General features: G+C 54.9%; 21 protein-coding genes and 3 tRNA genes. 10 read left to right on the forward strand and 14 right to left on the reverse strand.

The features are described 5' to 3' along the window. From AS136_RS28905 to AS136_RS29165, 3 genes are all read left to right on the forward strand, one after another. Positions 1-1,005, forward strand: a 1,005-nt coding sequence (locus AS136_RS28905; RefSeq protein ID WP_228140429.1) for a pesticin C-terminus-like muramidase, incomplete at its 5' end; no start/stop codon positions are given. Positions 1,006-1,358: 353 nt separating this feature from the next. Then, entirely contained in the window at positions 1,359-1,637 is a 279-nt protein-coding gene (locus AS136_RS24720; RefSeq protein WP_032738860.1) for a hypothetical protein, read from the forward strand. A gap of 232 nt (positions 1,638-1,869) precedes the next feature. Beyond that, entirely contained in the window at positions 1,870-2,169 is a 300-nt protein-coding gene (locus AS136_RS29165) for an EF-hand domain-containing protein (protein ID WP_023297743.1), read from the forward strand. Here the strand turns inward: AS136_RS29165 and AS136_RS24730 are convergent. The 3 genes from AS136_RS24730 to AS136_RS24740 form a co-directional block, all read right to left on the reverse strand. Then, positions 2,158-2,234, reverse strand: a tRNA-Val gene (locus tag AS136_RS24730). The two genes, AS136_RS29165 and AS136_RS24730, sit on opposite strands and share 12 nt — an antisense overlap. Positions 2,235-2,238: 4 nt before the next feature. After that, positions 2,239-2,315, reverse strand: a tRNA-Val gene (locus AS136_RS24735). Positions 2,316-2,319: 4 nt separating this feature from the next. Continuing rightward, positions 2,320-2,396, reverse strand: a tRNA-Val gene (locus AS136_RS24740). A gap of 254 nt (positions 2,397-2,650) precedes the next feature. Here AS136_RS24740 and AS136_RS24745 point away from each other — a divergent pair. Beyond that, complete coding sequence (locus AS136_RS24745; protein WP_008804612.1) at positions 2,651-3,229, forward strand: LOG family protein; 579 nt, start codon at positions 2,651-2,653, stop codon at positions 3,227-3,229. Here the strand turns inward: AS136_RS24745 and ydgU are convergent. From ydgU to mdtK, 3 genes are all read right to left on the reverse strand, one after another. After that, positions 3,222-3,305 carry a small membrane protein YdgU gene (gene ydgU / locus AS136_RS29435; RefSeq protein WP_002907795.1) on the reverse strand — a complete coding sequence of 28 codons (84 nt, stop codon included), beginning with the start codon at positions 3,303-3,305 and terminating at the stop codon, positions 3,222-3,224. The genes AS136_RS24745 and ydgU overlap by 8 nt on opposite strands. Before the next feature lie 64 nt (positions 3,306-3,369). Further along, the gene (gene asr, locus AS136_RS28005) at positions 3,370-3,834 is read right to left on the reverse strand and encodes an acid resistance repetitive basic protein Asr (protein ID WP_046882409.1); all 465 of its coding nucleotides are present in this window, start codon (positions 3,832-3,834) and stop codon (positions 3,370-3,372) included. 177 nt (positions 3,835-4,011) lie between these two features. Beyond that, positions 4,012-5,385, reverse strand: coding sequence for an MdtK family multidrug efflux MATE transporter (gene mdtK, locus AS136_RS24755; RefSeq protein WP_016161206.1), 1,374 nt, complete (start codon positions 5,383-5,385; stop codon positions 4,012-4,014). Positions 5,386-5,614: 229 nt separating this feature from the next. Here mdtK and AS136_RS24760 point away from each other — a divergent pair, with 229 nt between their 5' ends. After that, entirely contained in the window at positions 5,615-6,250 is a 636-nt protein-coding gene (locus tag AS136_RS24760) for a riboflavin synthase (RefSeq protein ID WP_012541513.1), read from the forward strand. Positions 6,251-6,285: 35 nt separating this feature from the next. Here AS136_RS24760 and cfa read toward each other — a convergent pair whose 3' ends face one another. Together cfa and punC are read right to left on the reverse strand one after the other, a co-directional pair. Further along, the gene (gene cfa, locus AS136_RS24765) at positions 6,286-7,434 is read right to left on the reverse strand and encodes a cyclopropane fatty acyl phospholipid synthase (protein WP_008804616.1); all 1,149 of its coding nucleotides are present in this window, start codon (positions 7,432-7,434) and stop codon (positions 6,286-6,288) included. Between the two features lie 293 nt (positions 7,435-7,727). Next, positions 7,728-8,909, reverse strand: a complete 1,182-nt coding sequence (punC, locus tag AS136_RS24770; protein ID WP_012541514.1) for a purine nucleoside transporter PunC — start codon at positions 8,907-8,909, stop codon at positions 7,728-7,730. A 112-nt stretch (positions 8,910-9,021) separates the two neighbouring features. Here punC and punR point away from each other — a divergent pair, with 112 nt between their 5' ends. After that, positions 9,022-9,933, forward strand: coding sequence for a DNA-binding transcriptional activator PunR (punR, locus tag AS136_RS24775; RefSeq protein ID WP_012541515.1), 912 nt, complete (start codon positions 9,022-9,024; stop codon positions 9,931-9,933). Between the two features lie 19 nt (positions 9,934-9,952). Here punR and purR read toward each other — a convergent pair whose 3' ends face one another. Continuing rightward, positions 9,953-10,978 carry an HTH-type transcriptional repressor PurR gene (gene purR, locus AS136_RS24780; protein ID WP_004202888.1) on the reverse strand — a complete coding sequence of 342 codons (1,026 nt, stop codon included), beginning with the start codon at positions 10,976-10,978 and terminating at the stop codon, positions 9,953-9,955. A gap of 292 nt (positions 10,979-11,270) precedes the next feature. Between purR and cydH the strand changes: the two genes are divergently transcribed. Further along, positions 11,271-11,363, forward strand: coding sequence for a cytochrome bd-I oxidase subunit CydH (gene cydH, locus AS136_RS28405; RefSeq protein WP_012968036.1), 93 nt, complete (start codon positions 11,271-11,273; stop codon positions 11,361-11,363). Positions 11,364-11,530: 167 nt separating this feature from the next. Beyond that, the gene (locus tag AS136_RS24785; RefSeq protein ID WP_002907773.1) at positions 11,531-12,697 is read left to right on the forward strand and encodes an MFS transporter; all 1,167 of its coding nucleotides are present in this window, start codon (positions 11,531-11,533) and stop codon (positions 12,695-12,697) included. Between the two features lie 61 nt (positions 12,698-12,758). On the opposite strand, the gene sodB is transcribed toward AS136_RS24785, so the two are convergent. Continuing rightward, positions 12,759-13,340: a superoxide dismutase [Fe] gene (gene sodB, locus AS136_RS24790; RefSeq protein WP_002907771.1), complete on the reverse strand. Its 582-nt coding sequence runs from the start codon at positions 13,338-13,340 to the stop codon at positions 12,759-12,761. Positions 13,341-13,824: 484 nt separating this feature from the next. Here sodB and AS136_RS24795 point away from each other — a divergent pair, with 484 nt between their 5' ends. Beyond that, complete coding sequence (locus tag AS136_RS24795; protein WP_008804621.1) at positions 13,825-14,310, forward strand: helix-turn-helix domain-containing protein; 486 nt, start codon at positions 13,825-13,827, stop codon at positions 14,308-14,310. Here AS136_RS24795 and AS136_RS24800 read toward each other — a convergent pair. Further along, positions 14,265-15,137 (reverse strand): C40 family peptidase, encoded by an 873-nt coding sequence (locus AS136_RS24800; protein ID WP_012968037.1) that lies wholly within the window; start codon positions 15,135-15,137, stop codon positions 14,265-14,267. The genes AS136_RS24795 and AS136_RS24800 overlap by 46 nt on opposite strands. 340 nt (positions 15,138-15,477) lie before the next feature. Here AS136_RS24800 and AS136_RS24805 point away from each other — a divergent pair, with 340 nt between their 5' ends. Further along, on the forward strand, positions 15,478-15,825 hold the full coding sequence (locus tag AS136_RS24805; RefSeq protein ID WP_002907768.1) for a Grx4 family monothiol glutaredoxin: 348 nt from the start codon (positions 15,478-15,480) through the stop codon (positions 15,823-15,825). Positions 15,826-15,872: 47 nt separating this feature from the next. Here AS136_RS24805 and rnt read toward each other — a convergent pair whose 3' ends face one another. The 3 genes from rnt to nemA form a co-directional block, all read right to left on the reverse strand. Further along, positions 15,873-16,520: a ribonuclease T gene (rnt, locus tag AS136_RS24810; RefSeq protein ID WP_008804623.1), complete on the reverse strand. Its 648-nt coding sequence runs from the start codon at positions 16,518-16,520 to the stop codon at positions 15,873-15,875. Positions 16,521-16,657: 137 nt separating this feature from the next. Beyond that, complete coding sequence (gloA, locus tag AS136_RS24815) at positions 16,658-17,065, reverse strand: lactoylglutathione lyase (RefSeq protein WP_002907764.1); 408 nt, start codon at positions 17,063-17,065, stop codon at positions 16,658-16,660. A 78-nt stretch (positions 17,066-17,143) separates the two neighbouring features. Then, positions 17,144-18,241 (reverse strand): alkene reductase, encoded by a 1,098-nt coding sequence (nemA, locus tag AS136_RS24820; protein ID WP_012968038.1) that lies wholly within the window; start codon positions 18,239-18,241, stop codon positions 17,144-17,146. Positions 18,242-18,255 lie beyond the last annotated feature (14 nt).

The raw sequence follows: 18,255 nt of genomic DNA on the forward strand, positions 1-18,255 counted from the left end.
GCGCTGGAGGAAAGCAGCGGGGGCGATGTGATGAACAGCCCGTATGAGAGCTGGATCCCCCAGGCGTTTGGGACGATAAGCCGGACAGCGGAACAGGGCGCGGGGTATCAGTACGGTCTGGTACCACAGTTATATCGTGACCTGATGGCGGAGATGGACAGCAACCGCGACGGGAAAGTGACAGCAGAGGAAATCAGACAGGCGCTGGCAGTGCGGGATCCGCTGGTGAAGAACGTGGTCAACTGGCTGGTAGTCAAACATCACAGCGAAAGGTATGGGGGCCGATCGACAGGGCACTGGGAAGGGTTTTATAAGGATCTGGACTCGCTGGAGGTGAAATACTGCGAGAAATGGCAGGCGGATCTGGAATGGATGAGTAAGGTGCCGCCGTTTGATAAGGATGAGGCGGTATGGCATTTTCATCCGGTGGTGTTTTTAGATGCTATTATTGATAAATTTACAGATGTGATTGAATTCCAAACAACTTTAGGTGTTTATAGAATTTCAAAGAAATCAGCAGAATTCATATTATCCTGGGAGGCATATATGCCTAAACCATATGTCCCAGAAGGAGACCAATCAAGTGGCGTCACTGTCGGATATGGATATGATTTGGGGCAGCAAACTACTTCATCGGCAAGGGCATTGCTATCTGAGTATTACTCTAATTCACAGGTTGAAAGATTACTTTCTGCAATTGGTAAGAAAGGTAACGAGGCTCGAGCAATTGTCCATGAGTTGTTTGACATTACAATCGAAAAAGATAAAGCATTAGATATGGCCATGGTATTAAAAGAGCGATATTGTCAGATCGTTGTTGATATTTATCCCCAGGCAATAATTCTTCCTCCAGACAGTGCCGGAGCCATACTATCATTAGTATATAATCGTGGGCCATCATTAGCACTTCCTAAGCCAGGAGATCTAATAGATAGACGTCGTGAAATGAGAGAGATTCGTGATGATTTTGAGCAGGGTAATATAAAAAAATTCCTGAGCGTTTGAGAAGTATGAAGCGTTTATGGCCCCATCAGCGAGGGCTTGGACTACGTAGAGATGGCGAAGCAAAGTTAATAGAAAATGAAATTTTCTATTGAGGATAAAATGAAAAATAGCATTACAAGAATGTTGGTTCTTGTGTTACTCTTCTTTTCAAGCATGATTTATGCGTGCGGTGATAACCTAACGCCCTTGTTCAGGGACCATTTGAAGATAACTCTTTTACTAATGGATTTATTTGTTTTCAATATGCGCCTGATAAAAGGGATATATATTTTTATCTAAGCTGTATTAATAATGGTAAGTTATATAATTCTAAAGTCGATACCTTCTATTACTCTGATGCCCCGGTGGAATTAATGACCATTTTCTTTATGCAAATAAATGGGTATAGAAATGTTGTTGTTCTTCTTCGATGGCATGTAAATTATGAAGGCAATGGTGTCGAATATCCGTATTATTATGAGGTTAAATCATATAAACATGACGAAGGGCGAGGGTATATAAAGAATTTGGATGGGGAAAAAGATTCTCAATTATCTGGTTATCAAATCAAAAGTAACGGAAACATTCAAAACTTCCCATTGGATAATGCGGGGAAAATAAAGAAATTTTTGCGCGTTAAGTATGGTGTATGATTTTTATCTACCGCATGAAAGTTCAGGGTCGAACAACAAGCTGAATCAATGCAGGAGACTCTCATAGATTCTTTATCAATGGGTTACTTGGGTTCCGGGCGCTGGAGGAAGATAGCGGTGATGATGTGATGAACAGCCCTGGATCCCCCAGGCGTTCGGGACGATAAGCCGAACGGCTGAACAGGGCGCGGGGTATCAGTACGGTCTGGTAACACAGTTTTATCGTGATCTGATGGCGGAGATGGACAGCAACCGCGACGGGAAAGTGACGGCAGAAGAAATCAGGCAGGCGCTGGCAGTACGGGATCCGCTGGTGAAGAATGTGGTCAACCGGTTAATAGTAAAGCAACAAAGCGAGTGGTATGGGGGCCGTGCGACAGGGCGCTGGGAAGGATTTTATAAGGATCTGGACTCGCTGGAAGTGAAGTACTGTGAGAAATGGCAGGCTGATCTGGAGTTCATAAACAAAGCGCGTTATTTGACAAGAACGAGGCTGTGTAATCAGGAAGGGAAAACAGCTTGGTGCGTCTGAATGGACTCGAACCATCGACCCCCACCATGTCAAGGTGGTGCTCTAACCAACTGAGCTACAGACGCATTATGGTGCGTTTAATTGGACTCGAACCAACGACCCCCACCATGTCAAGGTGGTGCTCTAACCAACTGAGCTATAAACGCATTATGGTGCGTTCGATTGGACTCGAACCAACGACCCCCACCATGTCAAGGTGGTGCTCTAACCAACTGAGCTACGAACGCAATGTTGTGGTGACAACGGGGACGCATATTAGCGGCAGGGAGAGGATGTGGCAAGAGGTAAACGTCACTTTTCTTGCACATTGCATGCGATTGCGGAACTTTTACCCATTCCGGATATATTTTACTGAACCACAAGGATATTTCTTCGCCAGCGAGCGTCATGACTCGCTTTTTTCTGCCCGTCTAACTCTGCGCGGTAGGGTTGCCGTTGTGTTAAATTATCGGCCACCAGAAGAGAAGGAGTCATAACGAAGATGAAATCGATTGGTATTTTTTGCGGTTCTTCAGCTGGCGAACATCCGCTGTATCTCGACACCGCCCGTCTGGTCGGACGTACGCTGGCGCAGCAGGGGCTGGCGCTTGTCTATGGCGGCGGCAAAGTCGGTCTGATGGGGGCGGTCGCCGATGCGGCGCTGGAGGCCGGTGGCGTGGTGATCGGCGTGATGCCGCGCGGCCTGGTGGAGCGGGAAATTGCCCACCGCGGCTTGACGGAGCTGCATGTGGTCGAGGATATGCACGAGCGGAAAACCAAAATGGCGGCGCTGGCGGATGGCTTTATTGCCCTGCCGGGCGGGGCGGGGACGCTCGAAGAGATTTTCGAACAATGGACCTGGGCGCAACTGGGGATCCATGAGAAACCGTGCGCGTTCCTGAATATCAAGGGTTATTACGATCCGCTTCAGGCGATGGTCGACAACATGGTACGGGAAGGATTTATGCACCCGCGCTACGCGGAGATGCTGCCGTTTGCTACCTCGGCAGACGAGATTATCGCCGGTTTTCGCGACTATACGCCGCCGGCCCGTAAATGGGTTCAGCAGCCCGCTATTTAAACATCAAGCGCAGGGTAAACAGCGCGCAGACGATGAGCAGTAACAGCAGCAATTCGAAGCGATAGCGTTGCAGCATGATGTCCTCCTGAAAAAAAACCGGCGCTGTTCAGCGCCGGTTTATCACCTTAACGCCCTGACCATTATGCCGCCGGTTTAACCGCCGGTTTAGCTGCGTGGTGTGCCGCTTTATGATGTTTCTTTGCAGCCTGCGCTTTCTGCGCGACTGCCGGTTTCGCAGCGGCTTTATGGTGTTTCTTCGCCGCCTGGGCTTTCTGCGCTACTGCCGGTTTCGCAGCGGCTTTATGGTGTTTCTTCGCCGCCTGGGCTTTCTGCGCTACTGCCGGTTTCGCAGCGGCTTTATGGTGTTTCTTCGCCGCCTGGGCTTTTTGCTCAGCAGCCGGTTTTGCAGCGGCTTTGTGGTGTTTCTTCGCCGCCTGGGCTTTCTGCTCGGCTGCCGGTTTCGCGGCCGCTTTGTGATGTTTCTTATGGTGAACGGTGGTATGGCTGGCAGCTGCGGCCGGGGTGGCGCTTGCGGCATCGGCAGCGAAAGCAACTGATGACAGACCCATAGCAGCGGCAACAACCAGAGCTAATACTTTTTTCATTCTGAAATCCTCGAATTGGTTTCTTGAGTAACCCCACTGCGGGGCTGTTGACCACACTATATGCGTCTCGGGGAGTGCCATCAGTGAGTCTTTGGTGTCGGGGAGTAACGGAATGTACAACGTGGTCGCAATGCCGGAGAACGAAAAAGCCCGCCGGAGGGGCGGGCTTTGCAGGGACTAGCGCGCGGCGCGCTGTAAGATGATGCTGGAGGGCTGGCGCTGTAGAAAACGCATCCGCAGCATCATCATGATGGCGGCGGAGGTCAGGCCGATGATAAATCCACACCAGAAACCGGCGGGCCCCATGCGTGGCACAACCATATCGGTCAACGCCAGCAGATAGCCGCTCGGCAAACCCAGCACCCAGTACGCGGTAAAGGTAATAAAAAAGATAGACCGGGTATCTTTATAGCCGCGCAGAATGCCGCTGCCGATCACCTGGATGGAGTCGGAGATCTGATAGATAGCCGCCAGCAGCATCAGGTGTGAGGCCAGCAGCACCACCTCGGGATTATCGTTATACAGCAGGGCAATCTGTTCACGCATCAGCACGGTAAAGATAGCGGTAAATACCGCCAGACAGACGCCCACGCCCACGCCGGTGCGGGCCGAAACCTGGGCATCGATCGTTGAACCTTGTCCGAGACGGAAGCCGACGCGAATGGTGACCGCCGCCGCCAGCGATAGCGGCAGAACGAACATCAATGAGCTGAAGTTAAGCGCGATCTGGTGACCGGCGACGTCAATGATCCCCAGCGGGGAGACCAGCAGCGCGACGACGGCAAACAGCGTGACTTCAAAGAACAGCGCCAGAGCAATGGGCAGCCCCAGCTGCACCAGCCGTAACAGGACGGCGAAATCGGGGCGGCTGAAGTGCTCGGCGCAGCGGATATCCCGCATCGAACGCGCCCGACGCACCCACCACAGCATGCTGGCGAACATCACCCAGTAAACCGAAGCAGTCGCTACCCCGCAGCCGACACCGCCCAGCTCGGGCATGCCGAAATGACCATAGATAAAGATATAGTTCACCGGAATGTTGACCAGTAAGCCGATAAAGCCCATGACCATCCCGGGTTTGGTTTTCGCCAGCCCTTCACACTGATTACGGGCAACCTGGAAGAACAGATAGCCCGGCGCGCCCCACAGCAGCGCGCGCAGATAGCCAACCGCCTTCTCAGCCAACAGCGGGTCGATATTATGCATGGAGCTGATGATATAGCCGGCGTTCCACAGCACGACCATAATCAGCACCGAGACAAAGCCGGCCAGCCAGAAGCCCTGACGCACCTGCTGTGCGATGCGATCCCGCCGTCCGGAGCCGTTAAGCTGCGCCACCACCGGGGTCAGCGCCAGCAGCAGCCCGTGGCCAAAGAGGATCGCCGGCAGCCAGATGGAGGTCCCGATGGCCACGGCGGCCATATCCGTGGCGCTGTAGCCACCCGCCATCACGGTATCGACAAAACCCATCGCTGTCTGCGCCACCTGCGCAAGGATGACGGGTATAGCCAGAGCTAATAACTGACGCGCTTCAACGAAATACTTCTGCACGTGAACACCTTTATTTTGTTGTTATTTTGAGACTAAAAAAGCCGCCGTAACTGGCAGCAAGGGGATAAAAATGAGGAATTTCCAGTCTATTGTAGCGAGGATTAGCCATTAAGCCAGTGAAAAAAGAGTCGAGGCACGAAGCGCGCTGGCAACCGCTTTGCCCTCCTGTTATTGTTCCCGATAGCGAAAACGGTAATGATACCGTCATGATTTTCAACAGGAGCCTAACATGTTTACTGGTATTGTTCAGGGAACCGCGAAAGTGGTATCCATTGATGATAAACCCAATTTTCGCACCCATGTGGTGGAGCTACCGGCGCATATGCTGGAGGGGCTGGAAACCGGCGCCTCGGTAGCCAATAACGGCTGTTGCCTGACGGTGACCGAAATAAACGGCGCGCACATCAGCTTCGATCTGATGAAAGAGACGCTGCGGATTACCAACCTCGGCGATATTCAGATCGGGGATGAAGTGAACGTCGAGCGGGCGGCGAAATTCAGTGATGAAATCGGCGGGCATCTGATGTCCGGCCATATTATGACCACCGCGGAAATCGTGAAGATCCTCACTTCCGAAAATAACCGTCAGATCTGGTTTAAAGTGCAGGATCCGACGCTGATGAAATATATCCTTTATAAAGGTTTCATCGGTATTGATGGCATTAGCCTGACGGTGGGCGAGGTGACGGCAACCCGCTTCTGCGTGCATCTTATCCCGGAAACGCTGCAGCGGACCACGCTGGGCGCGAAAAAGCTGGGTGACCGCGTCAATATTGAGATTGACCCGCAAACTCAGGCGGTTGTCGATACGGTTGAACGCGTGCTGGCCGCGAAAGACGTTGCGTCTAAGGTGAATGAAGCCTGAAAAAAATCCCCCGCCGGTGAGCGGGGGAGATTTTGTTAGCGGGCGATGCGTAGCCCATGTTCAATGCCGCGCGAGAACACTACCTGCCAGAGCTGAATGTCACGGGCGCGGAAGGCGCCGGCGCAGGCGTTCAGATAATAGCTGAACATCCGTTTGAAACGTTCAGAATAGTTATCGGCAATTTCCGGCCAGCTGGCGAGAAAACGCTCATACCAGGCCATCAGGGTGGTGTCATAATCGGCGCCGAAGTTATGCCAGTCTTCCATCACAAAGTGCTTCTCGCTGGCATCGGCGATCTGCCGAACCGACGGCAGACAGCCGTTGGGGAAGATATATTTATCGATCCACGGGTCGACGTTATGGTCGGTGACTTTGGAACCGATGGTGTGCAGTAAGAAACGGCCGTTGGGTTTCAAATTACGATCCGCGACCTCAAAGTAGGTGGCGTAATTTTTCGGTCCCACGTGCTCGAACATACCGACGGAGACGATACGGTCAAAGCTGTCGTGCAGATCGCGATAGTCCTGGAGCCGAATCTCCACGTCAAGATCAGCGCAGCGCGCCTGGGCCATCTTTTGCTGCTCGGCGGAGATGGTCACGCCGACAACGCTGACCTGGTAATTTCGCGCCATATACTCGGCGAGCCCGCCCCATCCACAGCCGATGTCCAGTACCCGCATCCCCGGCTCAAGCTCCAGCTTACGACAGATGAGATCCAGTTTAGCCTGCTGCGCCGCTTCGAGGGTTTGCGCCTCTTTCCAGTATCCGCAGGAATACTGCATGTAGGGGTCAAGCATTCGGCTGAAGAGATCGTTGCCGAGATCGTAATGCTCTTTGCCAACAATCCAGGCGCGTTTTTTACTTTGCAGATTGAACAGGCGAGCGCCTGCGATGCGGAGTGTATCTTTGAAATGGTGAGGGAGCTGTTTTTCCAGTCCGGCGCGAAGCACTTTGTGGAAGAATATATCCAGACGCTCGCAGTCCCACCAGCCGTCCATATAGCTTTCGCCTAACCCCAGCGACCCCTCCTGCAGGACACGTTTAAAGAAAAGAGGGTTTTTAATTCGCAGGTCTGACGGCGCGGAGCCATTGATTTCTATTCCCGCACGGCCCAATAATTCAGCTGCAATCCGGTACCAGTCATCATTTGGTACACTTACTTCTTCTATACACGATGAACTCATAGCTTCTCCATCACGCCCAAGTGATCAGAACCTTAAAACAGCGTAGACGCTTTTTTGGCTTTGTGAGAAATCTCACGGATAATCCGTGAAGTCGCTATCCGACGTAGAACAGAGGAAGGGAGATAACCCTTGCCGAAAGGCCTTCCATGGTGAAACGGAGGCATCCTGCATCCGTTAATATTTAACTATTTTCTATTTATGTGAACCCGGATCCAGTATAGGACGCTAAGTACTGGCTTTCAATAAAATTTTCTTAGCATGCTAACGACTGGTCCGGGCAACGGCGATGGGCGTTACGCGTGGGAAGAGTGGGGGGTCAGCTCCGGCGTTTGCTGCAGGCGATAGCCGATTCCGGCTAAGCCAATCGAGACCAGCATCACGCTGGTGGTGGTCAGCAGCGGCGTGGCGATCAGCGCCGATACCAGCAAACTGGTCAGGAAGCACAATCCCAGCTGCAGCGTATTCTGCAGCGCCGCCGCGCGGCCCGTTGCCTGCGGGAAGGGTTTCAGCGCCTGGGCGACCACAATGGGATAGATCCCGCCGTTGACCACCGCCATCATGCAGAACGGGATCATTAACGCCACCAGCGAGGCATGCGTTTGCAGGCCGACCAGCCAGGTGGCGGCAACGCTGACGGCGAAGACCACCAGCAGCCACGGCAGCATCTGTTGTCCTGACCATTTTTGCAGCAGCGCGCGACAACCATAGCCGCCCACCAGAAAGGCGATGGTCTGTGGGATATAGCTCAGGCCGATAGCGGTTGGGCCATAGCCCATTTCGTGCAGGATAAAAGGTGAACCGGTAAGCCAGGCGAAGAAGCTGGCGGAGCAGGCGGCGTAGATCAGGACGTTGCCGCTGTATTCCCGGGAGCGCAGCAGCGCGAGAAAGGTGATCTTCTGCTGCGTCACTGCTACCGACTTTGCGGCTGCCTTCAGGCGCAGGGCAGGCAGCATCAGCAGCAGAGTGATGGCAAACAGGGTTGCGAAGATGGCTTGCCACTCGAAGTGCACCAGTAGCCAGCTACCCAGCAGCGGGGCCAGCGCTGGCGACAGTCCTACCAGCGGCATAATGGTGGCGAAGATGCGGTTCGTGCGCTGGGCAGGATAGTAATCGGTGACCATCGCCTGCCAGGTAACGGCCGCGGCACAGACGCCAATCGCCTGCAAAAAGCGCAGCGCCAGCATCAGGGTAGCGTTGTGCACCCACAGCATCCCCAGACAGCCGGCCGCGAAAATTGCCAGGCCGCTCAACAGCACCGGTTTGCGCCCATAGCGGTCCGACAGCGGCCCCCAGAACAGCTGCCCCAGCGCGAAGCCGGCGAGGAACAGGCTCAGGCTGGCGCTGATGGAGGCAGCGGAGGTATTGAGATCCTGCTGCATGGCGGCAAACGCCGGCAGGTACATATCGGTGGCCAGAAAGCCCAGCACGCTCAGGCCGGCCAGCCAGACTAAAAATCCTTTCCCAGGTTGTGACATAACGTTCTCATTTTTGGAGTACAGGTACGATGCCGCAGAGTGTAGGGAGTGCATTGTGGCTTGTGAAACGCTAATATTTGTCACATGCATTCAAAAATTTTGCAGGCAGAAAATGTGGTCTGAATACTCTCTGGAAGTGGTTGATGCCGTGGCCCGCAACGGCAGCTTCAGCGCGGCCGCGCAGGAGCTGCACCGGGTGCCCTCCGCCATCAGCTATACCGTGCGTCAGCTTGAAGAGTGGCTGGCCGTTCCCTTGTTTGAGCGCCGCCATCGTGATGTGGAGCTGACGCCCGCAGGGGTCTGGTTCTTACAGGAAGGGCGCTCTGTTATCAAAAAAATGCAGATCACCCGCCAGCAGTGCCAGCAAATCGCCAACGGCTGGCGCGGGCAGCTGTCGATCGCGGTGGATGATATTGTGAAACCGGCGCGGATGCGCCAGATGATCGTCGATTTCTATCGCCATTTTCCCGACGTCGAGCTCATCGTTTTCCAGGAAGTGTTCAACGGCGTATGGGATGCGCTGGCCGACGGCCGTGTAGAACTGGCGATTGGCGCAACGCGATCTATTCCGGTCGGGGGCCGCTATGCGTTTCGCGATATGGGGATGCTGAGCTGGGACTGCGTGGTGGCGAGCGATCACCCGCTGGCGAAGATGGAGGGACCCCTGAGCGATGATGTCCTGCGTAACTGGCCGTCGCTGGTGCGGGAGGATACGTCACGTTCACTGCCCAAACGAACAACCTGGCTGCTGGATAACCAGAAGAGGGTGGTGGTCCCCGACTGGGAATCGTCGGCCACCTGTCTGTCGGCGGGCCTCTGCGTCGGCATGGTGCCGAGCCATTTCGCCCGACCATGGGTAGATCGCGGCGTGTGGACCGCGCTGGCGCTGGAGAATCCGTTCCCGGATGCCGCCTGCTGTCTGACCTGGCAGCAGAGTGATGCCTCACCGGCGCTGAACTGGATGCTCGACTATCTGGGGGACAGCGACACGCTGAATCGGGAATGGCTGCGGGCGCCGGAGTGATCCGCGCCCGCCAGATGCCTTACCGACGATAATCGACAAACGGGCCATCCGCCACGGAGCGGCGTTCGACCAGACGAGGATGCACTTCGATAGACTGCGACTCTTCACGCTTATTAACGATACGATCCAACAGCATGTTAAATGCGGCTTCGCCCAGGGAATCTTTCGGCTGATGAATAGTGGTTAAAGCCGGGCTGAAATAGCGGGCGTTACGCACATTATCATAACCGATCAGCGAAATGTCCTGCGGCACCCGCAGCCCCATTTCATCCGCCGCGCAGATAGCGCCCATCGCCATGATATCGCCGCCGCAGAACACCGCCGTCGGACGGTGCTGCTGGCTTAAGATCTGCTGCATAGCACGGTAGCCGGACTCCGGCTCGAAGTCGCCCTGCACAATCCAGTTTTCCGGCACGCTGATATGCGCCTCTTTCATCGCCTGCATAAAGCCGGCCAGGCGGCCTGCGCCGGTGTTGCGCTCCAGCGGACCCGGGATCACGCCGATTTCACGATGGCCACGTTCAATCAGGTAGCGTCCGGCGATATAGCCGCCCTGGAAGGCGTTATCGATCACCGCATCGGTGAAGTCGGCTTTTGCTTCGCCCCAGTCCATCACCACCATCGGGATATGGCGATACTCTTCCAGCATGCTCAATACCGAATCCGGATATTCGGAACACATCACCAGCAGGCCGTCGACACGCTTCTGTGCCATCATCGACAAATAGGCGCGCTGTTTTTCCGGATCGTTCCATGCGTTGCCGAGGATCAGGGTGTAGCCCTTCTGGAAGCAGCTCTTTTCAACAGACTCAATAATTTCAGCAAAATAGGCGGCTTCGCTACTGGTCGCCAGCAGACCAATCGATTTAGTATGATTGACTTTCAGGCTGCGGGCCACGGCGCTCGGCGAGTAGTGCAGCTCTTTGATCGCTGCCCACACCGCATTGCGCGTCTCTTCGGCAACGAAACGGGTTTTGTTAATTACATGTGATACAGTTGTAGTGGAAACGTTTGCGCGCTTCGCTACATCTTTAATAGTTGCCATTACATCTCACTCCATGCCTTGACCTGATCGCCTGATCATCGATACGTAAACGTTTGCCTACACACACCCTGAATACAATTTTCAACATTGCATCACGTCGGGAAAACGACACAGAACGACAGGAAGGGGTCAATGGCCGATACGCTTTTAAATTAGCGTGGGATTTTGTCCGATCTTGGGGCAAAGTGGAAGAGCAAAAATGTGCATCGCCCTAAATCCCGGAAGATTTTTGCGATTTTTTGTGCAAAAATGAGCAAGCTCACTTTTGGTGTGGGGATAACAAGAGGGAAAAATGATGGATACCAATTTAAAGTTTTCGCTGATCACCACGGTTATTGCCCTCGGCGTGATCGTTGCTTTCAGCCTGACCGCCATACTGCACTAATGTTCCAGTGAGGGAGGAGCGCGGCCTCCTCCCCGTATCCCGCCATTATTATCAATTCTGCAAAAATCTTTTGTCATTTCGTTCACTTTTGTTTTTTTGTGATTGATGTCATGCTTTTGACTTCTGATGTTACGCCGTCGTCTCTGACGGTCTGATGGAGTCATTGAATGAAAATCAACTTTCCTTTACTTGCGCTGGCGATCGGCGCCTTTGGCATCGGTACCACGGAGTTCTCCCCAATGGGATTGCTGCCGGTGATTGCGAAAGGTGTGGACGTCTCAATCCCAGTGGCGGGAATGCTGATCAGTGCGTATGCCATCGGCGTCATGGTCGGCGCGCCGTTGATGACCCTGCTGTTGTCACATCGCGCGCGGCGCAATGCGCTGATTTTTCTGATGGGGATCTTCACCGTCGGCAACCTGTTGTCATCCATTGCGCCGGATTACACCACCTTGCTGCTGTCGCGCATCATTACCAGCCTCAACCACGGTGCTTTCTTTGGCCTGGGGTCAGTGGTCGCAGCCAGCGTCGTGCCAAAGCATAAGCAGGCCAGCGCGGTAGCCACGATGTTTATGGGGCTCACCATCGCCAACATCGGCGGTGTACCGGCGGCCACCTGGCTTGGCGAAACCATCGGCTGGCGGATGTCCTTCCTGGCCACAGCGGGGTTAGGCCTGCTGGCGATGGTCAGTCTGTGGTTCTCTCTGCCGAAGGGCAGCGCCGGTGAGCGCCCGGATGTCAAAAAAGAGCTTTCAGTCCTGCTACGCCCGCAGGTACTCTCCGCCTTGCTGACTACCGTGCTCGGTGCCGGGGCAATGTTTACGCTGTATACCTATATCTCGCCAGTGCTCAATACGCTGACCCACGCTTCATCGCTGTTTATTACCGCGATGCTGGTGCTGATTGGCGTTGGTTTTTCGCTGGGCAACTATCTGGGCGGCAAATTCGCCGATCGGTCGGTCTCTGGCACGCTGAAAGGCTTTCTGCTGCTGCTGATGGCGATCATGCTGGCGATCCCGCTGCTGGCGCAATCCCAGGCTGGAGCGGCCATCAGCATGATTGTCTGGGGCGCAGCCACCTTTGCGGTGGTTCCGCCGCTGCAGATGCGGGTCATGCGCGTGGCGCATGAAGCGCCGGGGCTCTCTTCTTCGGTGAATATCGGCGCGTTCAACCTCGGCAACGCGCTGGGCGCCGCCGCCGGTGGGGCGGTGATCTCTGGCGGACTGGGCTATGCGTTTGTGCCGGTGATGGGGGCGATTATCGCCGGTCTGGCGCTGCTGCTGGTCTGGTTCAGCGGACGAGCGCAGCCGGAAGAGGCCTTTGCCAGCCAGTAACGCGAGTGTAGGGAAGGGCTAAAAAAACCGCAGCCGGGGAGACCCTGCTGCGGTTTGTCGTTTATGCCGCCAGGTTGGCCGCAACAAACTTCCAGTTAACCAGCGCCCAGAAATGGTCCAGGTAGCTTGGACGGGCATTGCGGTAGTCGATGTAGTAGGCGTGTTCCCAGACGTCAACGGTCAGCAGCGGCTTCGCGTCGGTGGTCAGCGGGGTACCGGCGTTGCTGGTGGAGACGATAGCCAGGCTGCCGTCGGCATTTTTGACCAGCCAGGTCCAGCCCGCGCCGAAGTTTTTCGCTGCGGCATCGGTAAATTTGGCTTTAAAATCCGCAAAGCTGCCGAAGGATTTGGCAATCGCGGCCGCTAACTCGCCTTCCGGTTCGCCGCCGGCGTTCGGCGCCAGGCAGTTCCAGTAGAAGGTGTGGTTCCAGACCTGGGCTGCGTTGTTGAATACGCCGCCTTCAGAAGTGCGGACGATCTCTTCGAGAGATTTGCCTTCGAACGCAGTGCCTTTGATCAGGTTGTTGAGGTTAGTGACATACGCCTGGTGGTGTTTACCGTAGTGATATTCCAGGGTTTCTGCGGAAATGTGCGGCGCCAGGGCGTCTTTTGCATATGGTAATGCAGGTAATTCAAACGACATTGCTACTCTCCTTATAACTTTTTGTTTTATCTCACATTGACAAGATGAGGTTTTCATCTGAATCGTGTTCTGGCCACCCGACGCTGTCGCGTCACGGGCTGTTATTGTATTGAGAATGTTAACATTTGCCGCAAGCAGTGAAAAGCCTTACAACGATAAAGGCTATTGCCGCAGGCGCAACTGATGAAGGCTTAACCGTTTTCTACGGGGCGAGGCGTCAAACCGCTCGCAGATGTTGCAAAAATGTATAAGGAGACGCCGTCTGCGCTTTTCCGACTCTCGCAGGGAAGGTTTAACGTCTTCTGTTTTTTTCTCTGACGATCGCAGCCGCGCATCATGGTTGAGGGTGATATGCCTTTAAAATTAATGACTTAATTAAAATATGCGCCCAGGCAATCGCCGCTATGCCAATAATTCATTGTCTATTTTGCTATTTGTATGACAAATATGACCACCGACATGAATTTCCCACAGGATGGCTACGATGGCAAAAACAGGTGAGGTGGTGAGCCCGAAGATGATCCCGGTTGTACAGGGGATCGTTGACTGGATCGAAGCCCATATTTTAGACACCCTGCCGGTAAGCACGATTGCGAAAAAGTCCGGTTATTCGCACTGGTATTTCCAGCGGCAGTTCGCCATGGTGACCGGCTGCACGCTGGCGAACTACGTCAGTCGGCGAAAAATGACCATTGCGACAATCTATTTAACGCAGACGCAGGCGTCGATACAGAGTATTTCTCAGTGCCTGGGATACGACGGACAGGCCGCTTTCTGCCGGACCTTTCACCGTCACTTTGGTATGTCGCCCACCCGCTATCGTCGGGAAGCGCCGGGCAAGGAGATGAATATGCAGTATCCTTTGACGGTAGAAGGGAAAGACGCGCAGGTGAGGCGGTCTGCCGCCGTAGCGGCAGACCAGGATCAGCGAATGGTTTTCGGCGTCATGACGCGACGAGCGCCAACATAATGGCGAACCCAGTAATCCTCGCTCAGGGAGGTGATTTGTATATCACGACCTGTGCGTGGTGACTGAATAAATTTCCCGTTGCCGACGTAGACGCCAACGTGGTCGGCAGTACCGCGTCCGCGGGTGCGGAAGAAGACCAAATCGCCGCTCTGCAGTTCATCACGATCCACCGGACGCGCATCGCGCAGGTGGTACATTTCATTAGCCGTACGCGGGATGTGAATTTTAACCAGGTCCTTATAGGCGTAATAAACCAGTCCGCTGCAGTCAAAGCCGGTACGTGGCGAGGTGCCGCCCCAGCGATAGGGTTTACCCAACTGGCCCATCAATTTGTTCATGGCGGTACTTTGCGCTTTCTGCACCCGGACTTTATGGGCGTCGGCGATCGTTAAATTCGCATCGCTGGCCTCAGGTTTACAGCGTTTTTTATAGCCCTTACGCACCACGCATTTACTTTTGACGCTGTTCAGCGCCAGGGTCGGCTCGGCGCTGGCGGCGACCGTTTTCGCGCACTGCTTTTTATAACCTTTACGCAGCACGCATTTTTTCGTCGCGCCGGCGGCCTGACGATGAAGTGCGGTTTGGCTTGCTGCGGTAGTGCGGGAAGGGAGCCGGGTGCTCGAGGACTTTTTACTGGTGGTTTTAGCGGTGGTTTTACTTTTTTGACTGGTAGCTTTTTTCTTGCGCTCTGAGCCACTTTTCGCGGGCAACGCTTTTGGCGAAGCGGAGGCGTGCGTATGCCCTGACGCCTGAGCCAGTGGCGTGAATGAGATAGATGTGAACAGTAATGCACAGAGCGATATCGCGATTTTGTTTAGCCGCGCCACTGAGCAATCCCCTGATTAATTACAGACATGTACAAATGCCTGACGATGAATGACAAACCGGAATGATTCTAAAGCATAAAAACCCGGAAAGTTAATATTCTTTTGTATCAAAAATGTCGATTGGTTAACGATTGCAAGAAAACGCGTCAGACATTGACCGTCTCGCACAGAAAATGCGCAATGAGCGCCCGCCTGCGACGGCAAAATGATATTTTTAAGGCAACTTCGCGCAACAGAAGATAAAATATGAATAGTGAAAAAAATGTTATTATCCGTCCTGCCTACAGGACGCTACAATGACAAGTTACTGCCGTAGAAAGAAGTTTAAGGAAGCACGACAATGAGCTCGACTTTAGAAAAGATCCAACGCCAAATCGCTGAAAACCCGATCCTGTTGTACATGAAAGGGTCGCCGAAGCTGCCAAGCTGCGGTTTCTCTGCCCAGGCCGTTCAGGCGCTGTCCGCCTGTGGCGAACGTTTTGCTTACGTTGATATCCTGCAGAACCCGGATATCCGCGCCGAGCTGCCTAAATACGCCAACTGGCCGACTTTCCCGCAGCTGTGGGTAGACGGTGAACTGGTGGGCGGCTGCGATATCGTCATCGAAATGTACCAGCGCGGTGAACTGCAGCAGCTGATCAAAGAGACGGCGGCGAAGTACCACACCGACGAGCCGAAAGCGGAGTAATTCCCGCCATCCGTAAAAAAGCGACTTCCAGGAAGTCGCTTTTTTTATTACTCCGGGGTGGCCACGGGCAGCGGCCAGCCGCCCAGACGCTTCCAGCGGTTCACAATCTCACAAAACAGCTGCGCCGTCTGCTCGGTATCGTACAGGGCGGAGTGGGCCTGCGCGCCATCGAACGCCATACCCGCGGCGATACAGGCTTTGGACAGCACCGTCTGGCCCAGCGCCAGCCCGCTCAGCGCGGCGGTGTCGAAGGTAACAAACGGATGGAACGGGTTGCGTTTTAGCCCCGCGCGTTCGGCGGCGGTCATGGTGAAGCTGTGGTCAAAGGTGGCATTGTGCGCCACCATGATGGCCCGGCTGCAGTCGCTCTCTTTCATCCCTTTGCGTACCATTTTGAAGATGGCATGCAGGGCATCGTATTCGCTGACGGCGCCGCGCTCCGGGTCGTGCGGGTTAATTCCGTTAAAGGCCAGCGCTTCGGGCTGCAGATTGGCGCCCTCGAAAGGTTCAACATGGAAATGCAGCGTTTCGTCGGGCATCAGCCAGCCTTGCTCATCCATCTTCAACGTAATGGCGGCGATCTCCAGCAGGGCGTCGGTTTTGGCATTAAATCCTGCGGTTTCAACATCAATCACCACCGGATAAAAACCGCGGAAACGGTCGCACAGACCATTCAGTTGAGCATTCTCGGACATCAGATTCTCTTAGCTGGAAAAAAGTAGCGCGCATTATGGCAAATTTTGCCGCGGCTTGCAGCAGGCAGGGGTGAAAACAACGGGCGCCTCAGCGCCCGGGCGAGCCATGGCATTAAAGAGGCCTGGCTCGGGAAGCGTTAGTTGCCCAGACCTTTGCCGGCATCTTTCTCTTCAATGAGCTCGATTTTGTAACCGTCCGGATCTTCCACGAAGGCGATGACGGTGGTGCCGCCTTTTACCGGGCCGGCTTCACGGGTGACGTTGCCCCCGTTCTGGCGGATCCGTTCGCAGGCTTCGGCGGCGTTGTCGACGCTCAGCGCGATATGGCCGTAGGCGGTGCCCAGCTCATAGCTGTCCACGCCCCAGTTGTAGGTCAGTTCGATCACCGCGGTTTCGCTCTCTTCGCCGTAGCCGACAAAGGCGAGGGAGTACTTGTACTCCGGGTTTTCGCTGGTGCGCAGCAGCTTCATGCCCAACACGTTGGTATAGAAGTCGATAGAACGTTGCAGGTCGCCAACGCGCAGCATGGTGTGGAGTAAGCGCATAATGTCCCCTATGCAGTTTATTTGATAGATCAGAACCTTGAGTATAGCGGCGATACGTCGCCGCTATCAATGGAGGGATTACAGCGTAGGGTAGTCGGTGTAGCCTTCCGCGCCGCCGCCATAGAAAGTTTCCGGGCGCTGGGGGTTGAGCGCCGCTTTTTTCTGCAGACGGGCCACCAGATCCGGGTTGGCGATGTAATCGCGGCCAAAGGCCACAGCATCAATGAGCCCTTTATTGATAAGATCGTTAGCTTTTTCTACCGTGTAGGCGCCAGCGCCAATGATCACGCCCGGGAAGCGGTCGCGAACTTTCTGACGGAAGGCTTCGCTGTACGGCTTGCCGCCCGCCCAGTCCGGCTCGGACATGTGCAGATAGGCGATACCGCGTTTCGCCAGTTCGCTAATCAGATACAGCGCGTCTTCTTCTTCGTTCGGGCCATTATCCACATTCTGGAAGCTGCCAATCGGCGACACGCGGATGCCGATCCGGTCAGCGCTCCACTCTTTGCTCACGGCGTCGACCACTTCCAGTACCAGACGGGCACGGTTCTCCACGCTGCCGCCGTACTGATCGGTACGCTGGTTCGCCGACGGCGAGAGGAACTGGTGCAGCAGATAGCCGTGGGCCGAGTGCAACTCAACCAGATCGAAGCCAGCGTCACGGGCATTGCCGACCGCCTGACGGAAATCGTCGACGATCCCCGGGATCTCTTCGGTTTCCAGGGCACGCGGCATCGAGGTGTCGGCGCGAATAGCATGGCCGTTTTCATCGCGCAGGGAGGTGCGAGTACCGGCGCTCAGCGCGGAAGGCGCTACCGGCGCGCCGCCGCCAGGTTGCAGGCTGCTATGGGAAATACGCCCGGTGTGCCACAGCTGGACGGCGATACGGCCATTTTCCGCATGAACACCGGCGGTGATTTTCTGCCAGGCGGCAATCTGCTCCGGGCTGTGCAGGCCCGGCGCGCCGGCATAGCCTTTGGCCTGGGCAGAAATCTGCGTCGCTTCGGTGATGATCAGGCCGGAGCTGGCGCGCTGGCGGTAGTATTCGCCCATCAGCGGGGTAGGGATATCGCCCGGCTCGATGCTACGCAGACGCGTCAACGGCGCCATAAATACGCGATTAGGGACGGTGACCGCACCGACTTTCAACGGGCTGAATAATTTTGCTTCCGACATAGTGACTCCTGAGT

The organism is Klebsiella sp. D5A, from assembly GCF_001620885.1.
In the GTDB taxonomy this organism is placed as follows: domain Bacteria; phylum Pseudomonadota; class Gammaproteobacteria; order Enterobacterales; family Enterobacteriaceae; genus Klebsiella; species Klebsiella variicola.